The organism is Micromonospora sp. Llam0 (assembly GCF_003751085.1).
In the GTDB taxonomy this organism is placed as follows: domain Bacteria; phylum Actinomycetota; class Actinomycetes; order Mycobacteriales; family Micromonosporaceae; genus Micromonospora_E.
This window is the reverse complement of sequence record NZ_RJJY01000001.1, coordinates 4,406,102-4,429,603: the sequence shown is the minus strand read 5'-3', so window position 1 is coordinate 4,429,603 and position 23,502 is coordinate 4,406,102. Positions and strand designations below refer to the sequence as shown.

The window sequence follows — 23,502 nt, the reverse complement described above, 5'->3', positions numbered from 1 at the left end:
CCCCGGTTCAGAGCTTGAGTATGTCGTCCAGCAGCAGGGCGCACCGGATCAGCCCCAGATGGCTGTACGCCTGGGGATGGTTGCCCAGCCCACGCTCGGCCATCGGGTCGTACTGCTCGGGCAGCAGGCCGGTCGGGCCGGCGGTGTCGATCATCTGCTCGAACAGCTCCTCGGCGTCACCACGCCGCCCGGTACGCAGGTACGCCTCGATCAGCCAGGCGGTGCAGATGTGGAACCCGCCCTCCCGGCCCGGCAACCCGTCGTCCCACCGGTAGCGGTAGACCACCGGGCCGCTGCGCAGGTCCGCCTCCACCTTGAGCACCGTGGCGAGGAACCGCGGGTCGTCGTCGGGCAGCAGCCCGGACAGCCCGATCCACAACGAGGAGGCGTCCATCTCCTCGTCGCCGTAGGCGACGGTGTACGCGCCGGCCTTGGCATGCCAGCCGTGTTCCAGCACGTTGCGGCCGATCCGGTCGCGCAGCTCGACCCAGTCCGGCCGTTCGCCGCCACCGTGCCGGCCAGCCATCCGCAGCGCCCGGTCCACCGTCATCCAGCACATCACCTTGGAGAAGACATGGTGCCGGGGGGCGAGCCGGGCCTCCCACAGGCCGTGGTCCGGCTCGTGCCAGCGGCGTTCGACCGCCTGCACCATCGCCTCCAGCACCCGCCACTCGTCGTCGTGCACCGAACCACGGGCGTCGGCGACCACCGCGAGCAGGTCGGCGATCGGCCCGAACACGTCGAGCTGCAGCTGGTGGTTGGCCAGGTTGCCGACGCGTACCGGGCGGGAGCCGGCGTAGCCGGGGAGGGTGTCGATGACCGCCTCCGCGCCCAGCTCCAGACCCTCCACCGTGTAGAGCGGGTGCAACCGCTCCGGGTGGCCGCCGGTGCGCTCGACGCAGCCGTCCACCCAGCGTAGGAACGCCTCGGCCTCGGTGAGTGAACCGAGGTCGACCAACGCCCGGGCGCTCATCGCCGCGTCCCGCAGCCAGCAGTACCGGTAGTCCCAGTTGCGTACCCCGCCGAGCTCTTCCGGCAGTGAGGTGGTCGCGGCGGCGAGGATCGAGCCGGTCGCCTCGTGGCACAGCCCCCGCAGGGTCAGCGCGCTGCGGGCGACCAGCTCCCGGCCGGTGTTCGGCAGCCGCAGCTGCCGGACCCACTCCCGCCACGGCTGCTCTGCGGTGGACTGGCGGTCCTGCACGGTGACGGTGTGGTGTTCCAGGCTGTGCGAGCCGAACCGCAGCTCCATGGTGAGCATGCCGTCGAGCGCGGCCAGGTTGACCAGGGCGCGGGCGGTTTCCCGACCGCCGTCGTCGACGACCTTCCACTCCACGCCGGGGGAGTAGAGCGCGACCGGCTCGTTGGAGCCGAGCACCAGCAGCCCGTCGCCGAGCGGCTGCAACTGCACGGCCACCTGACCGAACTCGGGGCGCGGTGCGAACTCCAGCTGTGCCTGCCCGGTGCCGGTGAGCACCCGGACCAGGGTGGAGTCGGTACCCGGCAGCACCGTGTCGCGAGCGGACTGCTTGGCCGGCGGGTGGTCCAGCCAGTCGGTGACGGTCAGCCCCGACCAGCGGGTCTCCACGGTCATCGTGCCGGGCCGGTAGCGCTGCCCCAGCGGGAACCCGCCGCGGGCCGGTGCGACGGTGAAGTGCCCGGCCGGTGCGCCGCCGAGCAGATCGGCGAAGATCGCCGACGAGTCCGGCTTGGGATGGCACAACCAGGTCACCTTGGCGTCCGGGGTGAGCAGCGCGATGGTCCGGCCGTTGGCCAGCATCGAATGGCGCTCGATCGGCACCGCGTGCTCGCCGTAGAGCCAACTACGCCGGGTCTCCAGCAGGACGCCGAGCACCCGTGCGGCGTCGATCGGCTCGGCCACCCGGAACGGCGCCCGGGTGTCACCGTCGCCGATCTTGATGCCGACGTCCGGGCCGTGCAGGTTGGCGAAGGCGCTCTCGTCGGTGATCGAGTCGCCGATGAACAGCACGGCGCTGGCCGACGTCTGGGTGCGGATCTGGTCCAGAGCGGTGCCCTTGTCGGTGGCGACCACCGACAGTTCGACGACTTCCTTGCCCTGGGTGACGGTGACGTCGGGCCAGGCGGCCGGGCCGGTGCGGACCGCCGTGACGACCGCTTCGGCGACTGCCGGGTCGGCGCCCCGGGTGTGCACGGCGACGCTGGCCGGTTTGACCTCCAGCCGTACCCCGGGCTGGTCCTTGATCAGCTGCCGTAGCTCCCGCTTGAGCTGGGAGTGCACCTGCAGTTGCTCGGGGGCCAGCCGTTCGACGAAGCCGATGTCGAACTCGGACCCGTGGCTGCCGACCAGATGGACCTCGCTGGGCAGCCGGGAGAGCGCGGCGAGGTCGCGCAGCGCCCGGCTGGAGACCACCGCGACGGTGGTCTGCGGAAGCGCGGCCAGCGCCCGTACCGCCGCGACCGACTCCGGTAGCGGGATGGCTCTGGTCGGGTCCTCGACGATCGGTGCGAGGGTGCCGTCGTAGTCGCAGGCCACCAGCAGTATCGGCATCCGGGCGATCCGCCCGATCGCCGCGCGCAGCTCGGGATCGATCTGATCCGCGGCCGCGCGTACGTCCCCGTCAAGGACGGACGTTCTCATTCATTCCTCCGTCTCGGGCACACCGAGTTCTGTGAGGAAGGAGCGGGCCCAGTGGCCGACGTCATGGGTCCGCAGATGGCGCTGCATGATCCGCATCCGCCGCCGGGCCTCGGAACTGTCGACGTGCACCGCCCGCAACAGAGCGTCCTTGACGCCGTCCGGGTCGTGCGGGTTGCACAGGAACGCTTGACGCAGCTCCGTTGCGGCGCCGGCGAACTCACTGAGCACGAGGGCACCGCCGGTGTCGGCGCGGGCCGCGACGTACTCTTTGGCCACCAGGTTCATTCCGTCTCGCAGTGGTGTCACCATCATCACATCGGCCGCGCGGTAGAGCGCGGCGAGCTCACTGCGACTGTACGACTGGTGCAGGTAGTGCACGGCGGGCACACCCACCCGACCGAATTCACCATTAATCCGGCCAACTTCGCGCTCAACCTTGACCCGAAGTGCCTGGTAGTGCTCGACCCGCTCGCGGCTGGGGGTGGCGACCTGCACCATAACCGCGTCCGGAACTGTCAGCTTTCCGTCAGCAAGAAGTTCCCGGAACGCTTTCAGCCTGAGTTCGATCCCCTTGGTGTAGTCGAGCCGGTCCACCCCGAGGATCACCGTCTTCGGATCCCCCAGCTCGGCGCGGATCTGCTTGGCCCGCGCCTCCACCGTCGCGTCGTGGGCCATCCGTTCCATCTCCGGAACGTCGATCGAGATCGGGAAGGCGCCGGCCTTGACCTTGCGGCCGTCGACCTGGATCATCTGGCCCTCGTACCGCAGCCCGAGCAGGTGGCGGGCCAGCCGGACGAAGTTCTGCGCGGCCAGCCGTTGCTGGAAACCGACCAGGTCGGCGCCGAGCAGCCCGCGCAGGATCTCGGCGCGCTGCGGCATCTGCATGAACAGCTCGATCGGCGGGAACGGGATGTGCAGGAAGAAGCCGATCCGCAGGTCCGGGCGGATCTCCCGGAGCATCGCCGGCACCAGCTGCAGCTGGTAGTCCTGCACCCACACGGTGGCGCCCTCGTCGGCGACCTCCGCGGCGGCCTCGGCGAACCGGGCGTTGACCACCCGGTACGCCTCCCGCCAGCGGCGCTTGAACGCCGGCGTCTCGACGGCGTCGTGGTACAGCGGCCAGATGGTGGCGTTGGACTGACCTTCGTAGTACCGTTCCAGCTCTTCGGCGCTCAGTGGGACGGGGTGCAACCGGATGCCTTCGAGGTCGAAGGGTTCCGGTGCCGCACCGGCACCACCGGCCCAGCCGACCCAGGTGCCCTGGTGCGCGGCGAGCACCGGGTGCAGGGCGGTCACCAGACCGCCAGGGCTGCGCCGCCACTGGCGGCCTTCCGGCGTGGTCACCTCGTCCACCGGCAGGCGGTTGGCGACCACTACGAACGAGCTCCGAACCGTCACGTTCCGTACACCTCCGGTGATTACGGGACCGCCATGAGCGTACTGTGCGGGCCAGACGGGTGGACCCCCCGTCCCCCTCTTGCTGCCCAGCTGATCAGGACATCGAAACCCGGGCGGGCGCAATGAGGCAGGTAACACCGACGGGAACATCCCGGCCGTCCGGTGGGGTGAGGTGCGGCTGGGGCGCCGGACCTGTCAGGATTGACAACGGCGTACGCACCGATCGGACCGCCGTACCGCGCACGACCGCGTACCGCGTACCACCCGCAGCCGCTCCGGTCGGTGCCGGCGGCCGGTACGCGGGGTCGTGACCTGCCCGTACCGACGGGTCCCACGAGAGTTCTGGAGGTAGGCCGCACCGTGGCCCAGTTCATCTACGTCCTGGAAAAGGCGCGCAAGGCGCACGGCGACAAGGTCGTGCTGGACAACGTGACGCTCAACTTCCTGCCGGGTGCCAAGATCGGTGTGGTCGGCCCGAACGGCGCCGGCAAGTCCAGCCTGCTGAAGATCATGGCGGGCATGGACCGGCCGAGCAACGGCGATGCCCGGCTGATGCCCGGCTACACCGTCGGCATGCTCGCCCAGGAACCGCCGCTCAACGACGCGAAGACGGTGCTCGGCAACATCGAGGAGGCGGTCGCCGAGACCAAGGCGAAGCTGGAGCGGTTCAACAAGATCGCCGAGCAGATGGCCACCGACTACTCCGACGAGCTGATGACCGAGATGGGTCAGCTGCAGGAGGAGCTGGACCACGCCGACGCCTGGGACATCGACTCCAAGCTCGAACTCGCGATGGACGCGCTGCGCTGCCCGCCACCGGACGCCGAGGTGACCCAGCTCTCCGGCGGAGAGCGGCGACGCGTCGCGCTGTGCAAACTGCTGCTGGAGGCGCCGGACCTGCTGCTGCTCGACGAGCCCACCAACCACTTGGACGCGGAGAGCGTGCACTGGCTGGAGCAGCATCTGGCCAAGTACGCCGGCACCGTGATGGCGATCACCCACGACCGCTACTTTCTGGACAACGTCGCCAACTGGATCCTCGAGTTGGACCGCGGCCGGACCTACCCGTACGAGGGCAACTACTCCACGTACCTCGAGAAGAAAGCCGCCCGGCTGGCGGTCGAGGGCCGCCGCGACGCCAAGCTGAAGAAGCGCCTCGGCGAGGAACTGGAATGGGTCCGCTCCAACGCCAAGGCGCGCCAGACCAAGTCCCGGGCCCGGCTGGACCGCTACGAGGAGATGGCCAGCGAGGCGGAGAAGACCCGCAAGCTGGACTTCGAGGAGATCCAGATCCCGCCGGGGCCGCGGCTGGGCAACACCGTCATCGAGGCGGTGAACCTGAAGAAGGGCTTCGGTGACCGGGTCCTCATCGACAACCTGAGCTTCTCGCTGCCGCGCAACGGCATCGTCGGCATCATCGGCCCGAACGGCGTCGGCAAGACCACCCTGTTCAAGACGATCGTCGGGCTGGAACAGCCGGACAGCGGCCAGGTCCGGGTCGGCGAGACGGTGGAGCTGTCGTACGTTGACCAGAACCGCTCCGGCCTGGACAGCAGCAAGACGGTCTGGGAGGTGGTCTCCGACGGGCTTGACCACCTGATGGTCGGCAAGGTCGAGATGCCGTCCCGGGCGTACGTGGCCGCGTTCGGCTTCAAGGGCCCCGACCAGCAGAAGCCGACCAAGGTGCTGTCCGGTGGCGAGCGCAACCGGCTCAACCTGGCGCTCACCCTGAAGATCGGTGGCAATGTCATCCTGCTCGACGAGCCCACCAACGACCTGGACGTGGATACGTTGTCCAGCCTGGAGAACGCCCTGCTGGAGTTTCCCGGCTGCGCCGTGGTCATCTCCCACGACCGGATGTTCCTGGACCGGGTCGCCACGCACATCCTGGCCTGGGAGGGCGACGACACCAACCCGGCGAAGTGGTTCTGGTTCGAGGGCAACTTCGAGGCGTACGAGAAGAACAAGATCGACCGGCTCGGAGCGGAGGCGGCCCGCCCGCACCGGGTGACCTACCGCAAGCTGACCCGTGACTGATGCGGCGCTGGCCGGGGCCTCGTCGACGACCGGCGCGGTCCCGGCCGTCGGCGGTGGCCAACGCTACACGTTCCACGCCGCGCTGCGCTGGTCCGATCTCGACGCGTACGGGCACGTCAACAACGCCCGGTTCCTGACGCTGTACGAGGAGGCCCGGGTCGCGCTGATGTTCTCCGGCGGGCGGGCCTGGGGCGTCGGTTCGTTCGCCGACGGGGTGCTGATCCACCGGCACGAGGTCGACTACCTGCGCCCGGTCGACTACCGGATGGGCCGGTCGACCGCCGACCAGGCACCGACCGTCCGGATCGAACTCTGGATCGAGCAGGTCCGTCCGTCGCGGTTCACGGTCGCGTACGAGATGTTCGACGGCGATCTGCTGGTCAGCCGGGCCCGTTCGGTGCTGGTGCCGTTCGACCTGGAGCAGGGACGGCCGCGTCGGCTGACCGAGACGGAGCGGGCCTTCCTGCTGCCGTACGTCCGACCGGCCGACGCCGCCGAGGCATGATGGCCGGCCGTACGCCCCGGGCCGACCCGGCGTCGGCCGGTCACCGGCTGACCGGGCTGACCGACGCCGGCGCGTTCCTGGCCCGGCTGGTCCGGCTGGACCCCGGCGCGTCGGTCCGGCTGCGGTCGGTCGGTCGGGACCACACCGAACTCTGGGCCCGCCTGCCGTGGGCGGTCCTGGTGCAGCGGACCGTCTCGGGGTCCGGCCCGGGGGACGCTACGGTGTCCGCCGCGGAGCTGCTGGCCCGGCTGACGGCGGTCTCCACCGGGCTGCCGCCGCGCCGGGACAGCGCGTGGCGGTGGCCGTTGCCGCCCGGCCCGGCGCGGGTCGTCGAGGTGGTGCCGGCGGCCGATCTGCGCCGGGTCGCGGTGGCGGCGGCCGGCACCCTGCGGGCCGCCGAGACGCAGGGCGTCGGTGGACGGGCGGTGGGCCAGCGGGCGGTACGGGACGCCCTGCTCGATCACGTGGCCGTGGTGGTGACCGTCGATGGTCCGACCGGCGAGCGGATCGAGATCCGCCAAGGGCTGGTGCAGGCGGTGGCCCGGATGGGTTTCCTCGGCACGACCGAGGGGCCGGTCGGTCGGCCGGAGCCGGTGGACTGTCGGGACCGGACCGACCTGCCGGGCCGCCCCGTGGATCCGCCGCAGTCGGTGGTACGGGTCCGGACAGTAGGCAATTGGGTAGCACTTGATGCGCCGTTCGGGGTGGCCTGGATACAAAGAGTTAACAATCTTGCACTGAGGCCGACGATCACTCAGCCGAAAGGATGATGCTCCCTCATCCCTCTGGTTCGGGGGGTCCGTTGGGGGGGTGCCTAGGAACGGCTATCCGGGTACCGTCGGGCCTCGGATCCGACGCAACGTAGGCACCCGGATCCGCTGGGGAGTGAGGTGCGGATAATGCCATGGTGGTCGTGGCGCTCCGGTCACGCAGATGGCGGTGAGCCGGATACCCGAAGCAGGACCGGAGTGGACAGCGGTGTCCGGCTTGGACCGCCCGCGCCACGAACGCCGGAGCAGCCGCCCCGGTCGTCGTCGGCTGAACTCGGGCCGACCAGGCCGGTAGGGCCGTCCTGCCCGATGCCGTCGCCGGCTGCGGCAGCGGGCAAGGAACTATCGCCGCAGGTGGTGCCGGTGACCCTCCGCCGGATCGGCACCGCACTGGACATGTTGGACATCCGGTATCTCGCGGACGGCGACGGCAGCCTGCTGGCGATGTGGGAGCGGCACGCCGTCCTGTTCACCCTCGAAGGGCCGGAGGACGAAATCCTGGTGGTCCGCGCCCGACCGCACTCCACCGTGCCGCCCGACTGGGCCGACCGTGCCTACCGGGTGGTCAACGAGTGGAACCACACCAGACGGTTCTGCAAGGCCTACGTCGGCGACCCCACCGACCGGGGCCAGTTGCCCATCTACGCCGAGCTGCAGGTCCCACTCGCCGCCGGAGCCAACGACGCGCTGCTGGTCGAGCTGCTGGACTGTGGAGCGGCCGTGGCGACCAGTTTCGTCGACTGGCTGCACGACGAGGGCGCCCTGCTCTGACGGCCGGTCAGCCGCTGGCCAGGTCGCGCCGGGGCGGGTCGGTCGGGTCCATCTCGTTCACCATGAAGTAGGCGGCACGCTCCAGGTAGTCCCAGAGCGTCCCGGCGAGCTCCGGGTGCAGGTCCAGCCGGTCGACCGCCCGGCGCATGTGGGTCAACCAGGCGTCCCGCTCCGCCGGACCGATCCGGAACGGTGCGTGCCGCATCCGCAGCCGGGGGTGCCCACGCTGCTCGGAGTACGTGCCGGGGCCGCCCCAGTACTGCATCAGGAACAGGGTCAGCCGCTCCGCAGCCGGCCCCAGATCCTGCTCCGGGTACATCGGGCGGAGCAGCGGATCGGTGGCGACGCCGGCATAGAACTCGTCGACGAGCCGGCGGAAGGCGGGCTCGCCGCCGATGGCGGCGAAGAAGGTCGGGGCGGGGCCGCCGGTCGCGGGCGTCGCGCCGGCCGAGCCGTTGGCAGGATCTGACGCTGTCACCACTCCATCCTGCCAGCCGCTGCGCGACCGGCGGTCCCCGGTGCGGGCAAGGGTGTGCGCCGGCGCCCGGCTCAGGCGCTGCCGACCTCGTCGGCCTGCTGCGCGTCACGGGCCTGCGGTACGGGGTTGCCGTTGCTGGCCGCCGCACCGCCGGCTGCGGAGCCGGCGGCGGAAGTGCCGGGTGTGCCCGGTGTGCCGCCGCCGGCACCGGGGGTGGCTGCCACGGCGGCGATCGCCTCGTCGAAGCGCTCCTCGGCCGGCCAGCGCAGCAGCGCCAGGGAGATCACCACCGCACCGGTCAGGCTCCACAACCCGACCACGGTCGGGATGTCGAACCGGTCGGCGAGCAGGCCGGTGACCAGCACCGCGGCCCCCTGGCCGACCTGGATGCCGGTAGCGATCACGCCGAACGCGCGGGCCCGGTAACCGTGCGGCAACGCCTGGACGAACAGCCCGTTGGTCACCGGCAGCAGGCCGGCGACCGCGAAGCCGCAGACCCCGGCGAGCACCGCCACCACCGGCGGCGAGGGGTCGAGGAGGGTGGGGACCAGCGCCAGTGGGGCGATCACCGCGAACGGTCGGATCAGTCTGCGCCGGCGGCCCGGACGGACCAGTCGGCCGATCAGCAGGCCGCCGACGATGTAGCCGGTCGGACTCGCCGCCATGATCATCGCCTGGGCGAGACCCCGCTCGGAGTCGGACACCCCCGGCTCGGCCGCCCAAGCGGCGGCCAACCCCTCCGGCACGATGGCGAACAGCGGAACCGTCCAGACCAGGATCGCGATGGCCCGCAGCACGTCAGTCCGCCACACCAGCTGGAAGCCCTCGGCGGTCTCGCGGAGCAGGTGCTGGCGGCGGTCCGGGGCGGTGGCCGCCGGCCGGGCCCGGACCCCGAGCCGGATCACCAGGGCCGAGACGGCGAAGGTGGTGGCGTTCAACAGCAACGCCGCCCGTGGGTTGACGGAGGCGATCGCCGCGCCGGCGACGTAGCCGCCGACCTGGGCGAGCTGGCCGGTGCTGGCGATCAGCGACAGGCCCACGATCAGCCGGTCACCGGTCAACACGGTCGGCATCAGCGCGGACCGGGCGGCCTGGTTCGGCGGATTCGCCAGGGTGGTGCAGAACAGCAGGCTGATCATCGCCCAGACCGGTAGGCCGGGGGTGGCGACCACGGCGATCAGGGCCATCCGGATCAGATCGGTGGTGATCATCACCCGGTGGTACGGGTGCCGCTCGGCGACCGTGGTGAGCAGCGGACCACCGATCAACCAGGGCAGGAAGCTGACCGCGAAGGCGGCCGCCGACAGGGCCACCGACTCCGTCTCGCGGTAGACCAGGACGGTGACCGCTGCCTTCGCGATGTAGTCGCCGATCCAGGACAGCGCCACCGAGACGAAAAGAAAGCGGAATTCATCCGCCGCGAACACCTCGCGGAAGGTCGCCGGACTCCCGGCGGTTTGTGCCTCGTCGGACACGGACGGCGCCTCCATCGTTCTCGGCGGCACCCGCTCGTGGCGGGTACTACCGGGGAACGTCCCGGACGTACGGCTGAGCGAAGTGGTGGTGACACTCCGATGACACTCGTCCCGGATCATGCCCGATCGGGTGACATCTGGCTAGTGTGAACGGCTAGTTTGTCGTCACTCCGACTAAACATTCGGATGACAACCAGTTCGCCATACGGTGCATAGTCCCTGCTAGTCGGCCGAGGCGGGCACGTCGTCCCGGTACTCGGGCACGTCGTCCCGGTGACCGGTCAAGTCGTTCCGCCCGGGCCGGGCTCCTCCTGCCCACCTCCCGACCCACGGGTGACGAACATCCGCCCGGCCACGATCTGTGCCGAGATCCCGGAGGTGTGCAGTGCCGCGGCCAGTTGACGGCGCAACTCGCGGCCCACCACGAACTGCCCCTCGGCGGTGGTCTTGGCGACCGTACGGATCACCGCGCCGTCGACCGTGACCTGCTCGACGCCGAGCACGTCCGGCGGCTCCACGAAGTGACCGGCCATCTCCTCGTCGGCGGCCACCCCCAGGGCGGCGGTACGCAGCACCGCGGTGGCCTGCTCGGTGTCGGCGAAGCCGACCGGCATGTCGACCACCACCATGGCCCAGCCCTGGCTCTTGTTGCCGACCCGGATGATCTCCCCGTTGCGGATGTACCAGAGCACGCCCCGGGCGTCCCGGACCGTGGTGATCCGCAGGCCCACCGCCTCGACCACGCCGGTCGCCTCGCCCAGGTCGACGATGTCGCCCACGCCGTACTGATCCTCAAGCAGCATGAACAGCCCGGCGAGCAGGTCCTTCACCAGGGTCTGTGCCCCGAAGCCCAGCGCGATGCCGGCGATGCCGGCGCTGGCCAGCAGCGGTGCCAGGTTGAAGCTCAGCTCGCCCAGCACCAGCAGTACGGCGATCCCGAACACGGTCGCGCTCACCGTGCTGCGCAGCACCGAGCCGATCGCCTCGGCGCGTTGCCGCCGCCGTTCCGGCATCACCACCGTCCCGGCCGGCGGTGTCCGTTCCCGCAGCGGCCGCAGGATGGTCGGCCCGGCGACCGTCGAGGTACTGGTCACCAGCCGGCGGATGGCCCGGTGCAGCAGGTACCGCAGTACCACCGCCACCACGATGATCAGCACGATCCGCAGGGGTTTGACCAGTAGCCAGAAGCTCCCCTCCGCCAGCCAGGGCAGCCCGGTCCAGTCGAGCACCTGGCTGCAGACCGGGTCGTCGTCGGGGCACACCGGGCTCGCCGAGGGCTGCGGCTCCGGTTGAGCCCACTGGTACGGCGGGTCGGTCGCCGCTGCCCCGGTCGCCGGGTCGGCAGGCTCGGGGTCAGCGCGGGCGGGCGATCGTGCGGTCACCGTCAATTCGTACCGTACCGCCCTGCCCGGTCGGCGGCCGACCCACACTGTCGGCCTGACCAGGCGGAACAGGTCAGCGACCAGCCATCGGCCGAACGCCCGAGGGGTCAGGCCCGAATAGTACGTGCATTTGGGTCATCTATCGGGGACTATTGGCGCACGGGCGCTGGCGATTCGCCAGCGCCGGTCGCGGTCCGACCGTCGGTCCGCGTCGAGTCGCAGTCGGCACTAGGAGCGGGTGGGAACACAACCGAGAGGGTGAGCGGGATGCCTGACATACGACCCACGGTGGGCTCCGGTTCGTTGGTGCTCAACGCGACGTATGAGCCGCTGTGTGTCGTATCCGTACGCCGGGCCGCGATCCTGGTCCTGTCCGCCAAGGCGGTCTGTGTCGCCGACGGCGAGGGCATGCTGCACAGTGCCCGGCACTGCCTGCCGGTGCCGTCGGTGGTGCGGCTCACCCGCTACGTACGGGTGCCCTACCGGACCCACGTCGGCCTCTCCCGCCGGGCGATCTTCGCCCGCGACGGCTGGCGGTGCGCGTACTGCCGGGGCCCGGCGGAGACCATCGACCACGTCTTTCCTCGTAGCCGTGGTGGCCGGCACATCTGGGAGAACGTCGTCGCCGCCTGCGCCCGCTGCAACCACAGCAAGGGCGACCGGACCCCGGCCGAGCTGGGCTGGCGGCTGCCGTCCCCGCCGGCCGCCCCGAAGGGCACCGCCTGGCGGGTGCTCGGGCACCGTGCGCCGGATCCGCGCTGGGCCGACTGGCTCGACCTGTCGTCCGAGTCCGAAGCCGCCGCCTGACCCAGCCGGCCGCTGGCTGAGCAGGCCGGTCCGCCGCCTGACCCGGCTCGCCATGGTCAGCCGTTCTGCGCGCCGACCAGCGACGCGAAGACGACGACGTTGTCCGCGTACCCGGTGGAACCGCCGACCCACTGACCACCGCAGGTGATCAGACGCAGCCCGGGGTGACTGAAGTCGTCGTACACCCGGTCCACCGGCAGGGACGACTTGTCGAACTGCTCGACCGAGGTGACCTCGAACAGCGCCACCGACCGGTCCATCCGGCGGACCTGGATCTGCGCGCCCGGGTGCAGCGTGGCGGCCCGGTGGAACACCGACGGCCCGGTACTGGTGTCGACATGGCCGACGATGACCGCCGGGCCGTTCTCACCCGGCGTCGGGCTGGCCACGTACCAGCCGGCCTCGTTGTGCCGGTTCAGCTCGGGCACCGCGATCGTGCCGTCCTCGGCCAACCCGACATCGTGCACGGCGGCCTGCAGGTTCAGTGCCGGGATGGCGAGGCTGACCGGGTCGCTGGCACCCAGCGGCGGGTGCGTCTCGGGTGTTGCGCGGTGCGCTCCGGGCAGCCACTGCCCGAGCGGGGTGCCGGTCACCCGTTCGAAGCCGAACCCGGCGACGAAGACGCCCGCCACGATCAGCACGAGCGCGACCGGACTCCACCGCGACGGTACGTCCGGTCGTCCCCGGTAGCCGCCCAGCGCGGCCCGCCGGTCGGCAGCCGAGGGCACCCGGCGTCGACCCGGGCGCAGCGACCCGAATCCGGGCCAGCCCCGCCGTTGCCGGGGTGGCCCGTGCGGTGCACGACGGTTGGCGGCGGATCCGTTGCCGCTGCGGCGGCCGGCGGCGCCCGGCACCGCGGCCACCCCGCGCAACGGGGCACGAGCCACCCCGCGAGCGGTGCCGGGGATCGCCGGGTACGCCCCCGGGTACGCACCCAGCCGATCCGCCGCCCCGTCAGCTGGCTGATTCGCCGCCCCGTCAGCTGGCCGATCCGGCGCTGTCGGCCTCGGCTGACCGTAGGTCGACACCCGGGGAGCCACCGTGTGCGCCGTGGTACCCGCCGCAGTGACCTGGGTCATAAACGGGAGTAACCAGCCACCTGGGCGGCCACCCGCCGGGGTAGGACGGACCATCTGGCCGCCCGCTGGTTACGCGCCGGAGTCGGCGCGCCGCCGGCGCATCGCGAACAGCCCGATCCCGGCACCCAGCCCGATCGCGGCGATACCGCCGACCAGCAGGGCCGAGCCGCCGGAGCCGGTGCTGGCCGACGCGGTGCCGCCGCCTCCGGCGTCCGGACCTCTGGTCGGGTGCGCCGTGCCGGTCACGGTCAGGGTGGTCGTCGCCGTGTTCCCGTTCTGACACTGCAGGTCGACCGGGTAGCGCCCGGGACGCTTGCTGCCGGGCACCGTCACCTGGCCGGTCAGCACGTCCTGGTCCGGCATCACGATCACCCGCCCGAACGCGTCCGACTCGACCGTCGCCTGGCTGGTGTTGTCGTCCCCGCAGCTGGCCCGGATGGTCACCCGGCCACCGGCGTGCACGGTGCTCGGATCGGCCTCCACGTAGGTGCTGCCCGCGTACGCCGGCGACGCGTCGACCCCGGCCGCCACCGTGCCGATCAGCACGGCGGCGGCGAGCCCGGCCAGCGTACGGACCGGATGGCTCACTCCTGGCATGATCTCCCCCCGACTACGCTCCGGCCGGCCGGCGATGCCGGCTGCGTCGGCGCCGACCGGTGTGCCGTGCCGACGGCCGGAGCCCGCTGGCCCGACTTCCCGTCCCGGCGCCGGCTATGCCTCCCACTCCCGGGTGAACCAGCGCCCGGTCAGGTCACCCGTACCTGGCCGCTACGGCCGGCGGATGACCTGCCAGGATCGGCCAATGTCGCAGATCCATGATCTGACCGCGTTGGAGCAGGCCGCCGCGATCCGCCGGGGCGAGCTGAGCGGCATCGAGATCGTCGAGCACTACCTGGCCCGGATCCACGCCCACTCGGACACCGTCGGGGCGTTCGTCACGGTCACCGCCGACCACGCCCGGGAACAGGCCGGTGCCCTCGACCGGGTCCCGCCGGGCACCCGGACCCGGCGACACCCCGGCCCGCTGTACGGCGTACCGGTGGCGATCAAGGACCTCACCCTCACCGCCGGGGTCCGGACCACCTTCGGCTCGGCGGCGTTCGCCGACTACGTGCCGAGCGTCGACGCGGACGTGGTCCGTCTGCTCCGCGCCGCCGGCACCGTCAGCCTCGGCAAGACCACCGCCGCCGAACTGGGCTGTTCGCTCTACACCGAGGGGGAGGTGGCGCCGCCGGCGCGTAACCCGTGGGACCTGGCCTGCACCGCCGGCGGCTCCAGTGGGGGAGCGGCGGCGGCGGTGGCCGCCGGGCTGGTGCCGTTCGCGCAGGGCTCGGACGGCGGCGGTTCGTGCCGGATCCCGGCGGCCCTCTGCGGCCTGGTCGGCTACAAGCCGACCCGGGGGGTCGTCTCCGGCGGCCCGCTCGGTGCCGGCGGGTTCGGCCTGCCCAGCCACGGGCCGATCGCCCGGACCGTCGCCGACGCCGCCGCGATGCTCGACGCGATGGCGGTGCCGGTGCCCGGTGAGCCGTACCTGGCTCCGCCACCGCCGCCCGGCGGCCACCTGGCGGCGGCCCGTCGCGCGGACCCCGGCCGACTGCGGATCGGCCGGTTCACCACCCCGATGCTCGCCGACGAGCCGGTGCATCCGGACTGCCTGGCGGCGGTGGACACGGCGGCCGCGCTGCTCGCCGACGCCGGCCACGAGGTCGTCGACGTCCCGGCGCCGCTCGGCCCGGACCTGTGGCCGCTGTTCGAGACCGTCTGGTACGTGCTCGCGCTGGCCCCGGTGCCACCGGAACGGGAGGCGCGGCTGCTGCCGTTGACCCGGCTGCTGCGCCGCCGGGGCAACGCGATCAGCGCCGCGACGCTGGTCGCCACCCTGGCCGAGCTGCAGGTCCAGGTACGCCGGGCGATGCACGCGGTGGCCGGGCTGGACCTGCTGCTGTGCCCGACGCTGAGCGCCCCGCAGGCACCGGTCGGCTGGTTCACCGAAACGGGTGACCCGGCCGAGGACTTCGATCGGCAGCGGCGCTTCTCGCCGTACTGTGCGGTGTTCAACGTCACTGGGCAACCGTCGGTGTCCGTCCCGGTGGCGCAGAGTACGGCCGGGCAGCCGGTGGGAATCCTGCTGACCGGCCGCAGTGGCGCGGACGCCACCGTGCTGGCCACGGCCGCTCAGCTGGAGGAGCGGACCGGCTGGCCAGGTCGGCACCCGGAGATCTGGCGGGCCGGGCCCTCCGCTACCGTGAAGGCGTCTGAGCCGGAACGGGCTGGCGGTGTGGCCAGGTCCACCACTCCAGACGTCCGCTGAGTCCCTTGAACCGATGCCGGGGGGCGTTGAGATTGTCTGTTACCGACACGGTGCTCTTCTTCGTCGTGATTCCGGCGGTCATCGTGCTCGTGGTGGCCGGTCTGGCGATGATCGGCGGGCGTGGCGGCGCGGACCGCCGCTACCGGCCTGGCCGGCAGTTCGACTTCAGCCCGGTCTGGTACGTCTCGTCCGGCGATCGGTCCACCGGGACCCCGGCGGCGGCGCTGCCGGCCGGCACCGAACCGGCGGCGATCGAGGCGGCCACCCCCGGCGGCGGGCAGCCGCGTCCAGGCGCGACGGGAGGCGCAAGTGACCGTTGGTGAGCAGGTCCACGAGCAGTCCAGCGAGTCGACTCGGACGAGCGCGACCCTGCCGGGACCGTTCGGCACCCGACAGTTGCTCCGGCTCGACGAGGCGTTGCGGCTGGCCGACTCGGCCACCGGCCTGGCGTTCAGCATCTACGTCGGCGAGCTGGAGGAGCCGACCCGGGAGTACGCGGTGACGCTGCACCGGCAGCTCACCGACCCGGACGACGCGGTGCTCATCGCCGTGTCGCCGAACCAGCGGGTGCTGGAGGTCGTCACCGGCGCCGAGGCCCGAAAGCGGATCCCGGACCGGGACGCGAAGCTCGCGGCGCTGTCCATGGTGGCGTCTTTCGGCGGCGGTGACCTGGCCGGCGGCCTGGTCAGCGGGATCGACCAGCTGGCGTCCCGGGCCGGCCGCGCCTGACGGATCCGGCCCCTTACGGCTACGGCCCGGCCTTTCGGCTGTCGCCCGGCTGGCCGGCTACCGTCGCCCGGTCAGGGGACCAGCACGGCACGGCCGTGGATCTTCCCGTCCCGCAACTGCTGGTACGCCTGCACCGCCTCGGTCAGCGGGAAGGTCTGCACCTCGGCGCGGAGCAGGCCCTGGCGGCCGAGCGCGATCACCTCGGTCAGCTCGGCGCGGGTGCCCCAGAACGGGATGACCGCGCTGGTCTCCACCGGCACCGGCGGCGGGCCTTCGACGGTCGCCGTCATCCGCAGCGTACCGCCGCCCAGGCCGACCATCGTCAGGTGACCGCCGGTGGAGACCACCTGCCGGGCGGTGTCCAGGGTGGCGTCCACGCAGACGAAGTCGAGCACCACGTCGGCGCCGTCCGGGGGCGGGCCGGTGAGCTGCCGGATCTGGTCGACCGCCGCCGGCCCGGCCTGCACGGTGTGATGCGCACCCATCCGTTTGGCCAGCCGCAGCGCGGCGTCGCTGGTGTCCACCGCGATGATCGTGACGGCGGTGGTCACCGCCAGGATCTGCACCGCCATGTGGCCGAGGCCGCCGATGCCGATCACCACCGCGTAGGTGCCGGGCCGCAGCGCGTCCCGGCTGAGGGAGATCGCATGGTACGGGGTGAGCCCGGCGTCGGTCAGCGGTGCCGCCTGCACCGGGTCCAGCCCGCCGAGCGGCAGTAGCCGGTCCGCCGGCACCACCACGTGGTCGGCGAGACCTCCGTCGCGGCTGATGCCGACCCCGCCGACCGGTACGGTGCGGCACTGGTTCTCCAGCCCGCGCAGGCAGGCCCGGCAGCGCCCGCAGCCCATGATCCCGTACACCGCTGCGGTGTCACCTTCGGCCCATCCGGTCACCCCCGGACCGAGCTGGGCGACCCGGCCGGCGATCTCGTGGCCGATGGTCATCGGAGTCGGGAACACCCCGGCGGGCGCGTCGAGGATGTGCAGGTCCGAGTGGCAGGCGCCGACCGCCGCCATGGCCAGCAGGACTTCGCCCGGGCCGGGCTTCGGTGTCGGCACGTCGACGAGTTCGAGGGTACCGGGCGCGGTGAGTTGGATGGCACGCATGCCCCCAGCATCAACCAGGCCCCGGCACCGCGTCCGCCGAACCGCCCCGGATCACCCGCTGCGGCTGAGCCGCGACATGCGGAGGCACGGCCGGCAATCAGCGACATGCTCGGGCTGGCTCCCGGGGACCCGAGGGTGCCTCTGAGGACGTGATGCCACAGGTGCATCTTGATGCACCTGTGGCATCAAGCTCAACCGGTACCCCCGACCCAGTGAGGGTGACACTGCGTCTACGCTTCCTCGCTTCTGGTGGTCGCCGCCGCTGCATGCAGCCCGGCCCACGCCTGGCCGGCGGGATAGGTCAGTCACGGCGGGCGCCGGGAGGCCAGATGACTGTCACTGGGACGCCGTTGTTTTCGGCGTAGGCGACGACGTCGGCGGTGCCGCCGTAGCCTCGGGCGGGCATGCCGTCCCAAACGGCGAATAGCCGGTCCGACTTGTCGATCATCAACCTGCTTGCCGTCATGTGGGCATCCGAGTTGGAGGTTCGGTAGTCGCAGCGGTGGACGGCCTTGGCCTGGTTGATCAACTTGTCGTACGTGGCGTGAGCGGTGTCGGGTAGGCCGTCGCGGTACTCCTGGGCGGGTACGACGACTTCCAGCCGGCCGCCGCACCGGAGCACCGCCTCAGCGAAGAGTTGATCTGCCCCGTCGGCGAGGCAGGTGACGCCGACGATTTCCCCCTGAACCAGGGATAACATGTCATCGATGGCTTTAGCTACCTTGGCTGTGACTTCGTCGTTGAGCCCGCGATGCCCGGTTATGGCGATTCGCAACTTAGCGATCCTCCTGGTATCTGCCGTAAAGTCGTTCGTCGAGATTGAGCGTCAGTTTCCCTGCCCGTCCGCCGAGAGTCTTACGGAATCGCGCGACTGATTGAAGGACCTTTTCCGACTCGTAGTTCTTGCCTGCGCCGAAAGCCTGGCAGGCGATGCTGCATGCCCTCTCGAGGTGTCCGGACTTCGCCAGGATTTCTGCTCGAAGGACGTCGGACAGGGCTTTGGCTTTCGGGCTCTGGGCTGGGCCGTTGGCTGCCGTGCAAAGTGCCTGGCTGGCGGCGCGTGGTTGATCCAGTTTGCTTGCAACCTGCGCTCGGAACGATGCAATTTTCTGGTGGTCGAAGCGGAAGATCCAAGGCCAGATGGGTTCATCGTTCCGGGCCTTCGCTAGTCTATCGTCGGCCTGACCTAATAGGAAGAGAGCCTTCTTGTCGCCGGCTTCAGCGAGTGCGAGCGACTCGATCGCGTCCATCCAAATTGTGGAGATAGCGGGGGCCGAACGAGGCAGGGCATGCCTAGCTGCGGCGACAAGCCGGATCGCTTCGTGTGCGTCTCCGCAGTTCGCCGCAAACTGGCCCAGACTGGCCCGCATGTACGCAAGTAGCAGCGGGTGTCCTGACCGCTCCGCCGCATGGACCGCCAGCTTGTAGTGGCGGCGGGCACTGGCTTGATCGTCGACATCGACGTACAACCAGGCGGTCAGCCCTGCGGTTTCGCTGAGCGCCGAGTAAAGCTGACGGGTATGTGCAGGTGAGCGTTCATTCCGCGATGCGAGTTGGCGGGTGCGCGCTCACAGGTGGAAGGAGGCTGCGTGCAGGCAGTCGCTGCTCCAACCTGCGGTAGGTGGTCGAGGGGATAGTCAGTAGTTGTTCGTCGTCGCGTGATTCGAGGGGAACATCTCCTGCGGCAGTGCCGATCAGCGTAACACCTGTGGCCGCTGCCGCTGCGGCGACGAATTGGCGGCGGTTCGTGTCATCCTCCTGTTCATCTAGCAAGCCGGCCAGGGATCGAGGTATCCCCAAACCATCGCAGAGCGCTCGTACGGTGCGAAGCCCTGGATCTCGGCTCCGTCCGCTGAGCAGCCGAGAGACATGGGGCTGCGATATGCCGACAGCTTGCGCAATCTCCGTCTGCGACACCCGAGCTTCTGCCGTGACGACCTGCAGGACGGTCGCCCAGTCGCCGGCTCTCAACGCTTGGCGAACATCTGTGCGATCCAGGACCTCGGGCGGCAGTTTGATCATCTGCTTATGCCTGCGCAGCTTGGCGTTGAACCAGGTTCTTGCATCTACGGCCCTCCGTACCTGCTGGGCATCCGTCCAGCCCGGGGAGCGAACTGGACCTCTCTACTATGCCGTCTCGTCGTCCCAGGCGTATGCCTGGAGGTATAGATCTTGGCCCCTATGCCGGCGCGAGTGGCGCTGACTATCCGTGATCGCAAAGCTACGGGTCGTCGCGATTCCGTGACAGGGATTACCCAAACGCTCAAGAGCACGCCGGGCGGAGCACGTCTACATCGGCGTGGATGGGAGGACCAGGAGTGTTGACCTTGGTGGGAGTCGTGTTGGCGGCGCTGGGTGGGTTGTGCGTCGGCTTCTTCACGTTCCGGTTGAAGCAGCGGTGGTGTCCGGTGTGTGGGGCGACGTTGCGGTGTCCGGAGTGTGCGCCTCGGCATTCGATGCGGTTCAGCCCGACTGGACCGGCCGGCGTGCCCGGTTCGGCCGGTGCTGGTCGGTCCGGGGCTGTCGGTCGGGCTGCGGTGGACGCGCCTCGGGTCAACCGGGGGCGGTGGTCGCGGTGAAGGAATGGTTGCGGGAGCTGGGCGGGTGCGGTTGTCAAGTGGTCGAGCGGATGACCGAGGCGGCGTTCGACCTGCCCGACGCGATGGCGGGGGAGTTGTTCGACCGGTTCCTGGTGTGGACGTGGCGGCCGTGCTGACCGTACGGGCCGCCACGGCCGCCGACGTCGAACCCCTGGCCGAGTTGTTGGCGCAGTCGTGTGTGCTGGATCCGGTGGTGTCCTGGCTGATCAATGATCACGCCCTGCGGTACCTGACGATGCACCAGTTCTTCACCGCCGAGCTGGAGTTCGCCGTCCGGCACGGGATCGTCGACATCGTCGGGCACTGCGACGGGGTGGCGATCTGGTACCCGCATCCGTTCGACCGGCTGCTCGGTGCGGAGCATCAGCGGCGCAGGTTGCGGGCCTGCGGTGACCGGCACGGCCCGTACGCGCACTACACATTCACCGCCGGCCGCGTGGAAGCGACCGGCCGACACCACCACCTGCCGTTCCTGGCGGCGGCACCCTGGCTGAGACGGCAGGGGATCGGGTCGGCGCTGCTGGCCGCGCACCACACCCGGTTGGACCGGATCGGCATGCCGGCGGTGGTCGAGGCGAGCCGCCCACGGTCCCAGGCGTTCCACCTGCGCAACGGCTACCGGATCGTCCGGGTGGCGCACCTGCCGGCCGGCGGACCGCCGCTGTGGGCGATGCGCCGGGGCGGCGCAGCACCCGACCAACCACCCATGGCCGCCGCACTGCGCGTCGGCTGACCAGGTGACCCGAAGTCCTGCATCGAGGTGAGGCTGAGATACCTCAAATCTGCGTCGTAAGGTATCTCAGCCTCACCTCGATGGCGGCTGGCGCCGGAGCCGGTCAGCGGGCGGCGGCCGTGTCGGTGGCCCGTGCGGTCAACGCCCGGACCACCCCGTCGCGGCCCTCGGCGACCAGCCGGCGCAGCGGAGCCGGGTGCCCCTCGCCGGCCAGCCACTCGTCCGTCGCCGCGACGGTCTCCTCGGAGACCAGGTACGCCGGGTAGGCCAGCATGACGAACTCCTGCGCCGGCTCGCTGTCCCGGGTGGCCCAGATCCGGCCCACCACATCGAAGTACGCCGTCCGGTACGGCTCGGTCAGTTCCACCTGCGTCGAGTGCTGGAAACCCTGCAGCAACGCCCGGTGCTGCCAGTTCGGCAGGCTGTCCGGCCCGGTCAGCTTCGCCCAGATGGCGGCCTTGTTGGCCGGATCCGGCAGCAGCGCGCGGGCCAGCGCCGCCTCCCGCTCACCGCTGGCGGTCCGGTCCCGGGCCAGCTCCACGTCGATCTGCTCCCCGGTGGCGGCACCGTTGGCGGCCAGCGACTGCAGCACCGTCCAGCGCAGCTCGGTGTCGATGGTCAACCCTGGCACCACGTCCGCCCCGTCGAGCCAGCCACGCAGCACCGCCAGGTCGTCGTCGGAGCGGGCCGCCGTGGCGTAGCTGCGCGCCCAGGCCAGCTGGAAACCGCTGCCCGGCTCCGCCGCCTGCAGCGCGGTCCGTGCCGTACGGGCCAGGTCGGCCCAGCCCTGCGCCGCCCAGCCCGGCTCGGCGTAGAACGTCAGGGTGCTGGTGGCCTGTCGCAGGGTCGCGGTCACCAGGTTGATGTCGGTCTCGTTGGGCAGCCCGGTGAGCACCAGGGCGACGTAGTCGCGGGCGGCGAGCTCCCCGTCGCGCACCATGTCCCAGGCTGCCGCCCAGCACAGCGCCCGGGCCAGCGACGACTCGAACGCGCTGACGTGCTGCACCACGTTGGCCATCGACGCCGGGTCGAGCCGCAGCTTGGTGTAGCTCAGGTCGTCGTCGTTGAGCAGCAGCACGTCGGCGGCGGGCAGCCCGGCCAACCCGGTCAGCTCGGTGCGTTCGCCGCTGATGTCGACCTCGACCCGGTGCCGGCGGACCAGCCGGCCGTCGGTCAGGTCGTAGAGGCCGACCCCGATCCGGTGGGTACGCAGTGTCGGGTGCCCGGCCGGTGCCTCCTGAAGCACCGTGACCTGCTGGTAGGTGCCGTCCGGGCCGACCGACAGCTCCGGCCGCAGCGTGTTGACCTGGGCGGTCTCCAACCACTGGGCGGCGAACTTGCGCAGCTCCCGGCCGGAGGCTGATTCCAGCTCGCTGAGCAGGTCGTCGAAGGTGGCGTTGCCCCAGGCGTGCCGCTGGAAGTAGGTGCGCAGACCGGCGAGGAAGGGCTCCAACCCGACGTACGCGACGAGCTGCTTGAGCACGCTGGCGCCCTTGGCGTACGTGATGCCGTCGAAGTTGACCTCGACCGCCTCCAGGTCCGGCATCTCGCAGTAGACCGGGTGGGTGGAGGAGAGCTGGTCCTGCCGGTAGCCCCAGTTCTTGCGGACCGAGAGGAAGGTGGTCCAGGCGTCGGTGAACCGGGTCGCCTCCGAGTTGCACCAGTGGCTGGCCCATTCGGCGAACGACTCGTTCAACCACAGGTCGTTCCACCAGCGCATGGTCACCAGGTTGCCGAACCACATGTGGGCCAGCTCGTGCAGCACGGTGTTGGCCCGCTGCTCGTACTCGAAATCGGTCACCTGGGAACGGAAGATGTAGTGCGCCTCGGCGTGGGTGACCGCGCCGAAGTTCTCCATCGCGCCGGCGTTGAAGTCCGGCACCCAGATCTGGTCGTACTTGGGCAGCGGATAGCGGACCCCGAACTGGGCCTGGAAGAAGTCGAAACCCTGCGCGGTGATCAGGTGCAGGTCGTCGACGTCGAGGTGCTCGGCCATGCTGGCCCGGCAGAAGTAGCCCAGGTCGACGCCGTCGTGGCTGCGTCGTACCTCGTGGTACGGGCCGGCGCACAGCGCCGTGATATAGGTGCTCATCCGCGCCGACTCGGCGAAGTGGACGGTCTTGGTCTCCGGCCCGGCCGGCTCCTCGGCGGCCACCGGCATGTTCGAGATGACCCGCCAGTGGGCCGGCACGACAGCGTGCCAGGTGTAGACGCTCTTCAGGTCGGGCTGGTCGAAGCAGGCGAACACCCGCTGCGCGTCCGCGGTCTCGAACTGGCTGTACAGGTAGGTCTCGCCGTCGACCGGGTCGACGCTGCGGTGCAGCCCCTGCCCGCTGGCCGAGTAGATGAAGTCGGCTTCGACGACCAGGGTGTTCTCCGCGGCCAGCTCCGGCAGGGCCAGCCCGGACTCGGCCGACCAGCCGGACGGGTCGAGTCGCTGGCCGTTCAGCGTCGCCGAGTGCAGCTGGTCCGCCGCCACCTCGATGAACGTGCCTGCTCCGGGCTCGGTGCAGCGGAAGGCGACCGTTGTCGTCGAACGGAACACCCGGCTGTCCGTTGCGCTGCCGGCGCCGGACAGGTCGAGGTGGATGTCATACCCGGTCACGTCGAGCAGGCGGGCGCGTTCGGCCGCCTCGACCTGGGTCAGATTGCGCACTCCAGCCACCGTGTGCCTCCGTCCAATCGTTCAGCCGCCGACGTCGAC

General features: G+C 70.8%; 22 protein-coding genes. 10 read left to right on the top strand and 12 right to left on the bottom strand.

All coding sequences use genetic code 11. The annotated features are described in order from the left end of the window. Window positions 1-7: 7 nt before the first annotated feature. Window positions 8-2,617, bottom strand: coding sequence for a trehalose-phosphatase (gene otsB / locus EDC02_RS19375; protein WP_123603185.1), 2,610 nt, complete (start codon window positions 2,615-2,617; stop codon window positions 8-10). Then, window positions 2,618-4,015 carry a trehalose-6-phosphate synthase gene (locus tag EDC02_RS19370; protein WP_123603184.1) on the bottom strand — a complete coding sequence of 466 codons (1,398 nt, stop codon included), beginning with the start codon at window positions 4,013-4,015 and terminating at the stop codon, window positions 2,618-2,620. Between the two features lie 360 nt (window positions 4,016-4,375). Between EDC02_RS19370 and ettA the strand changes: the two genes are divergently transcribed. The 4 genes from ettA (at window position 4,376) to EDC02_RS19350 (ending at window position 8,098) form a co-directional block, all read left to right on the top strand. Then, a complete protein-coding gene (gene ettA, locus EDC02_RS19365; protein ID WP_123603183.1) occupies window positions 4,376-6,052 on the top strand; it encodes an energy-dependent translational throttle protein EttA in 1,677 nt (558 codons plus the stop codon). An 82-nt stretch (window positions 6,053-6,134) separates the two neighbouring features. Further along, on the top strand, window positions 6,135-6,557 hold the full coding sequence (locus EDC02_RS19360; RefSeq protein WP_123604951.1) for a thioesterase family protein: 423 nt from the start codon (window positions 6,135-6,137) through the stop codon (window positions 6,555-6,557). Further along, entirely contained in the window at window positions 6,554-7,327 is a 774-nt protein-coding gene (locus tag EDC02_RS19355; RefSeq protein WP_123603182.1) for a hypothetical protein, read from the top strand. Before EDC02_RS19360 ends, EDC02_RS19355 begins: the two co-directional genes overlap by 4 nt. A 129-nt stretch (window positions 7,328-7,456) precedes the next feature. Further along, complete coding sequence (locus tag EDC02_RS19350) at window positions 7,457-8,098, top strand: YbjN domain-containing protein (protein ID WP_123603181.1); 642 nt, start codon at window positions 7,457-7,459, stop codon at window positions 8,096-8,098. 7 nt (window positions 8,099-8,105) lie between these two features. Here the strand turns inward: EDC02_RS19350 and EDC02_RS19345 are convergent, their stop codons facing one another. From EDC02_RS19345 to EDC02_RS19335, 3 genes are all read right to left on the bottom strand, one after another. After that, the gene (locus EDC02_RS19345; RefSeq protein ID WP_370461469.1) at window positions 8,106-8,579 is read right to left on the bottom strand and encodes a globin; all 474 of its coding nucleotides are present in this window, start codon (window positions 8,577-8,579) and stop codon (window positions 8,106-8,108) included. 68 nt (window positions 8,580-8,647) lie between these two features. After that, complete coding sequence (locus tag EDC02_RS19340) at window positions 8,648-10,066, bottom strand: MFS transporter (RefSeq protein ID WP_123603180.1); 1,419 nt, start codon at window positions 10,064-10,066, stop codon at window positions 8,648-8,650. Between the two features lie 266 nt (window positions 10,067-10,332). Next, a complete protein-coding gene (locus EDC02_RS19335) occupies window positions 10,333-11,433 on the bottom strand; it encodes a mechanosensitive ion channel family protein (RefSeq protein ID WP_123604949.1) in 1,101 nt (366 codons plus the stop codon). A 267-nt stretch (window positions 11,434-11,700) separates the two neighbouring features. Here EDC02_RS19335 and EDC02_RS19330 point away from each other — a divergent pair, with 267 nt between their 5' ends. Beyond that, the gene (locus tag EDC02_RS19330) at window positions 11,701-12,240 is read left to right on the top strand and encodes an HNH endonuclease (protein WP_123604948.1); all 540 of its coding nucleotides are present in this window, start codon (window positions 11,701-11,703) and stop codon (window positions 12,238-12,240) included. Window positions 12,241-12,296: 56 nt separating this feature from the next. Here the strand turns inward: EDC02_RS19330 and EDC02_RS19325 are convergent, their stop codons facing one another. Next, a complete protein-coding gene (locus EDC02_RS19325) occupies window positions 12,297-13,268 on the bottom strand; it encodes a class F sortase (RefSeq protein WP_233606021.1) in 972 nt (323 codons plus the stop codon). A gap of 120 nt (window positions 13,269-13,388) precedes the next feature. After that, window positions 13,389-13,916: a hypothetical protein gene (locus EDC02_RS19320; RefSeq protein WP_233606019.1), complete on the bottom strand. Its 528-nt coding sequence runs from the start codon at window positions 13,914-13,916 to the stop codon at window positions 13,389-13,391. Window positions 13,917-14,121: 205 nt separating this feature from the next. On the opposite strand from EDC02_RS19320, the gene EDC02_RS19315 reads away from it, so the two are divergent. Genes EDC02_RS19315 through EDC02_RS19305 form a run of 3 tightly spaced genes read left to right on the top strand, consistent with a single transcriptional unit; the run spans window position 14,122 to window position 16,359 of the window. Then, window positions 14,122-15,630: an amidase gene (locus EDC02_RS19315; protein ID WP_123603178.1), complete on the top strand. Its 1,509-nt coding sequence runs from the start codon at window positions 14,122-14,124 to the stop codon at window positions 15,628-15,630. A gap of 32 nt (window positions 15,631-15,662) precedes the next feature. Continuing rightward, window positions 15,663-15,953: a hypothetical protein gene (locus tag EDC02_RS19310; protein WP_233606012.1), complete on the top strand. Its 291-nt coding sequence runs from the start codon at window positions 15,663-15,665 to the stop codon at window positions 15,951-15,953. Next, window positions 15,940-16,359, top strand: coding sequence for a DUF5130 family protein (locus tag EDC02_RS19305; RefSeq protein WP_123603176.1), 420 nt, complete (start codon window positions 15,940-15,942; stop codon window positions 16,357-16,359). The genes EDC02_RS19310 and EDC02_RS19305 overlap by 14 nt, the downstream gene beginning before the upstream one ends. Window positions 16,360-16,430: 71 nt before the next feature. Here EDC02_RS19305 and EDC02_RS19300 read toward each other — a convergent pair whose 3' ends face one another. The 4 genes from EDC02_RS19300 to EDC02_RS42805 form a co-directional block, all read right to left on the bottom strand. After that, complete coding sequence (locus EDC02_RS19300; RefSeq protein ID WP_123603175.1) at window positions 16,431-17,465, bottom strand: NAD(P)-dependent alcohol dehydrogenase; 1,035 nt, start codon at window positions 17,463-17,465, stop codon at window positions 16,431-16,433. A 301-nt stretch (window positions 17,466-17,766) separates the two neighbouring features. Continuing rightward, entirely contained in the window at window positions 17,767-18,240 is a 474-nt protein-coding gene (locus tag EDC02_RS19295) for a hypothetical protein (RefSeq protein ID WP_199757691.1), read from the bottom strand. Window position 18,241: 1 nt separating this feature from the next. Continuing rightward, on the bottom strand, window positions 18,242-18,715 hold the full coding sequence (locus EDC02_RS19290) for a hypothetical protein (RefSeq protein ID WP_233606011.1): 474 nt from the start codon (window positions 18,713-18,715) through the stop codon (window positions 18,242-18,244). 286 nt (window positions 18,716-19,001) lie between these two features. Further along, window positions 19,002-19,487, bottom strand: a complete 486-nt coding sequence (locus EDC02_RS42805) for a helix-turn-helix transcriptional regulator (RefSeq protein ID WP_123603174.1) — start codon at window positions 19,485-19,487, stop codon at window positions 19,002-19,004. Window positions 19,488-20,040: 553 nt separating this feature from the next. Between EDC02_RS42805 and EDC02_RS40305 the strand changes: the two genes are divergently transcribed. Together EDC02_RS40305 and EDC02_RS19275 are read left to right on the top strand one after the other, a co-directional pair. Next, entirely contained in the window at window positions 20,041-20,181 is a 141-nt protein-coding gene (locus tag EDC02_RS40305) for a hypothetical protein (RefSeq protein WP_158632231.1), read from the top strand. After that, on the top strand, window positions 20,166-20,798 hold the full coding sequence (locus EDC02_RS19275; RefSeq protein WP_148083519.1) for an N-acetyltransferase: 633 nt from the start codon (window positions 20,166-20,168) through the stop codon (window positions 20,796-20,798). Before EDC02_RS40305 ends, EDC02_RS19275 begins: the two co-directional genes overlap by 16 nt. Window positions 20,799-20,901: 103 nt before the next feature. Here EDC02_RS19275 and pepN read toward each other — a convergent pair whose 3' ends face one another. Continuing rightward, window positions 20,902-23,454, bottom strand: coding sequence for an aminopeptidase N (pepN, locus tag EDC02_RS19270; protein WP_123603171.1), 2,553 nt, complete (start codon window positions 23,452-23,454; stop codon window positions 20,902-20,904). Between the last annotated feature and the right edge of the window lie 48 nt (window positions 23,455-23,502).

Coding starts and splice junctions, on each gene's coding strand:
- otsB (WP_123603185.1), bottom strand. CDS start 2,617: ATGAGAACGTCCGTCCTTGACGGGGACGTACGCGCGGCCGCGGATCAG.
- EDC02_RS19355 (WP_123603182.1), top strand. CDS start 6,554: ATGATGGCCGGCCGTACGCCCCGGGCCGACCCGGCGTCGGCCGGTCAC.
- EDC02_RS19350 (WP_123603181.1), top strand. CDS start 7,457: ATGCCATGGTGGTCGTGGCGCTCCGGTCACGCAGATGGCGGTGAGCCG.
- EDC02_RS19340 (WP_123603180.1), bottom strand. CDS start 10,066: ATGGAGGCGCCGTCCGTGTCCGACGAGGCACAAACCGCCGGGAGTCCG.
- EDC02_RS19330 (WP_123604948.1), top strand. CDS start 11,701: ATGCCTGACATACGACCCACGGTGGGCTCCGGTTCGTTGGTGCTCAAC.
- EDC02_RS19320 (WP_233606019.1), bottom strand. CDS start 13,916: ATGCCAGGAGTGAGCCATCCGGTCCGTACGCTGGCCGGGCTCGCCGCC.
- EDC02_RS19315 (WP_123603178.1), top strand. CDS start 14,122: ATGTCGCAGATCCATGATCTGACCGCGTTGGAGCAGGCCGCCGCGATC.
- EDC02_RS19300 (WP_123603175.1), bottom strand. CDS start 17,465: ATGCGTGCCATCCAACTCACCGCGCCCGGTACCCTCGAACTCGTCGAC.
- EDC02_RS19290 (WP_233606011.1), bottom strand. CDS start 18,715: ATGGACGCGATCGAGTCGCTCGCACTCGCTGAAGCCGGCGACAAGAAG.
- EDC02_RS42805 (WP_123603174.1), bottom strand. CDS start 19,487: ATGATCAAACTGCCGCCCGAGGTCCTGGATCGCACAGATGTTCGCCAA.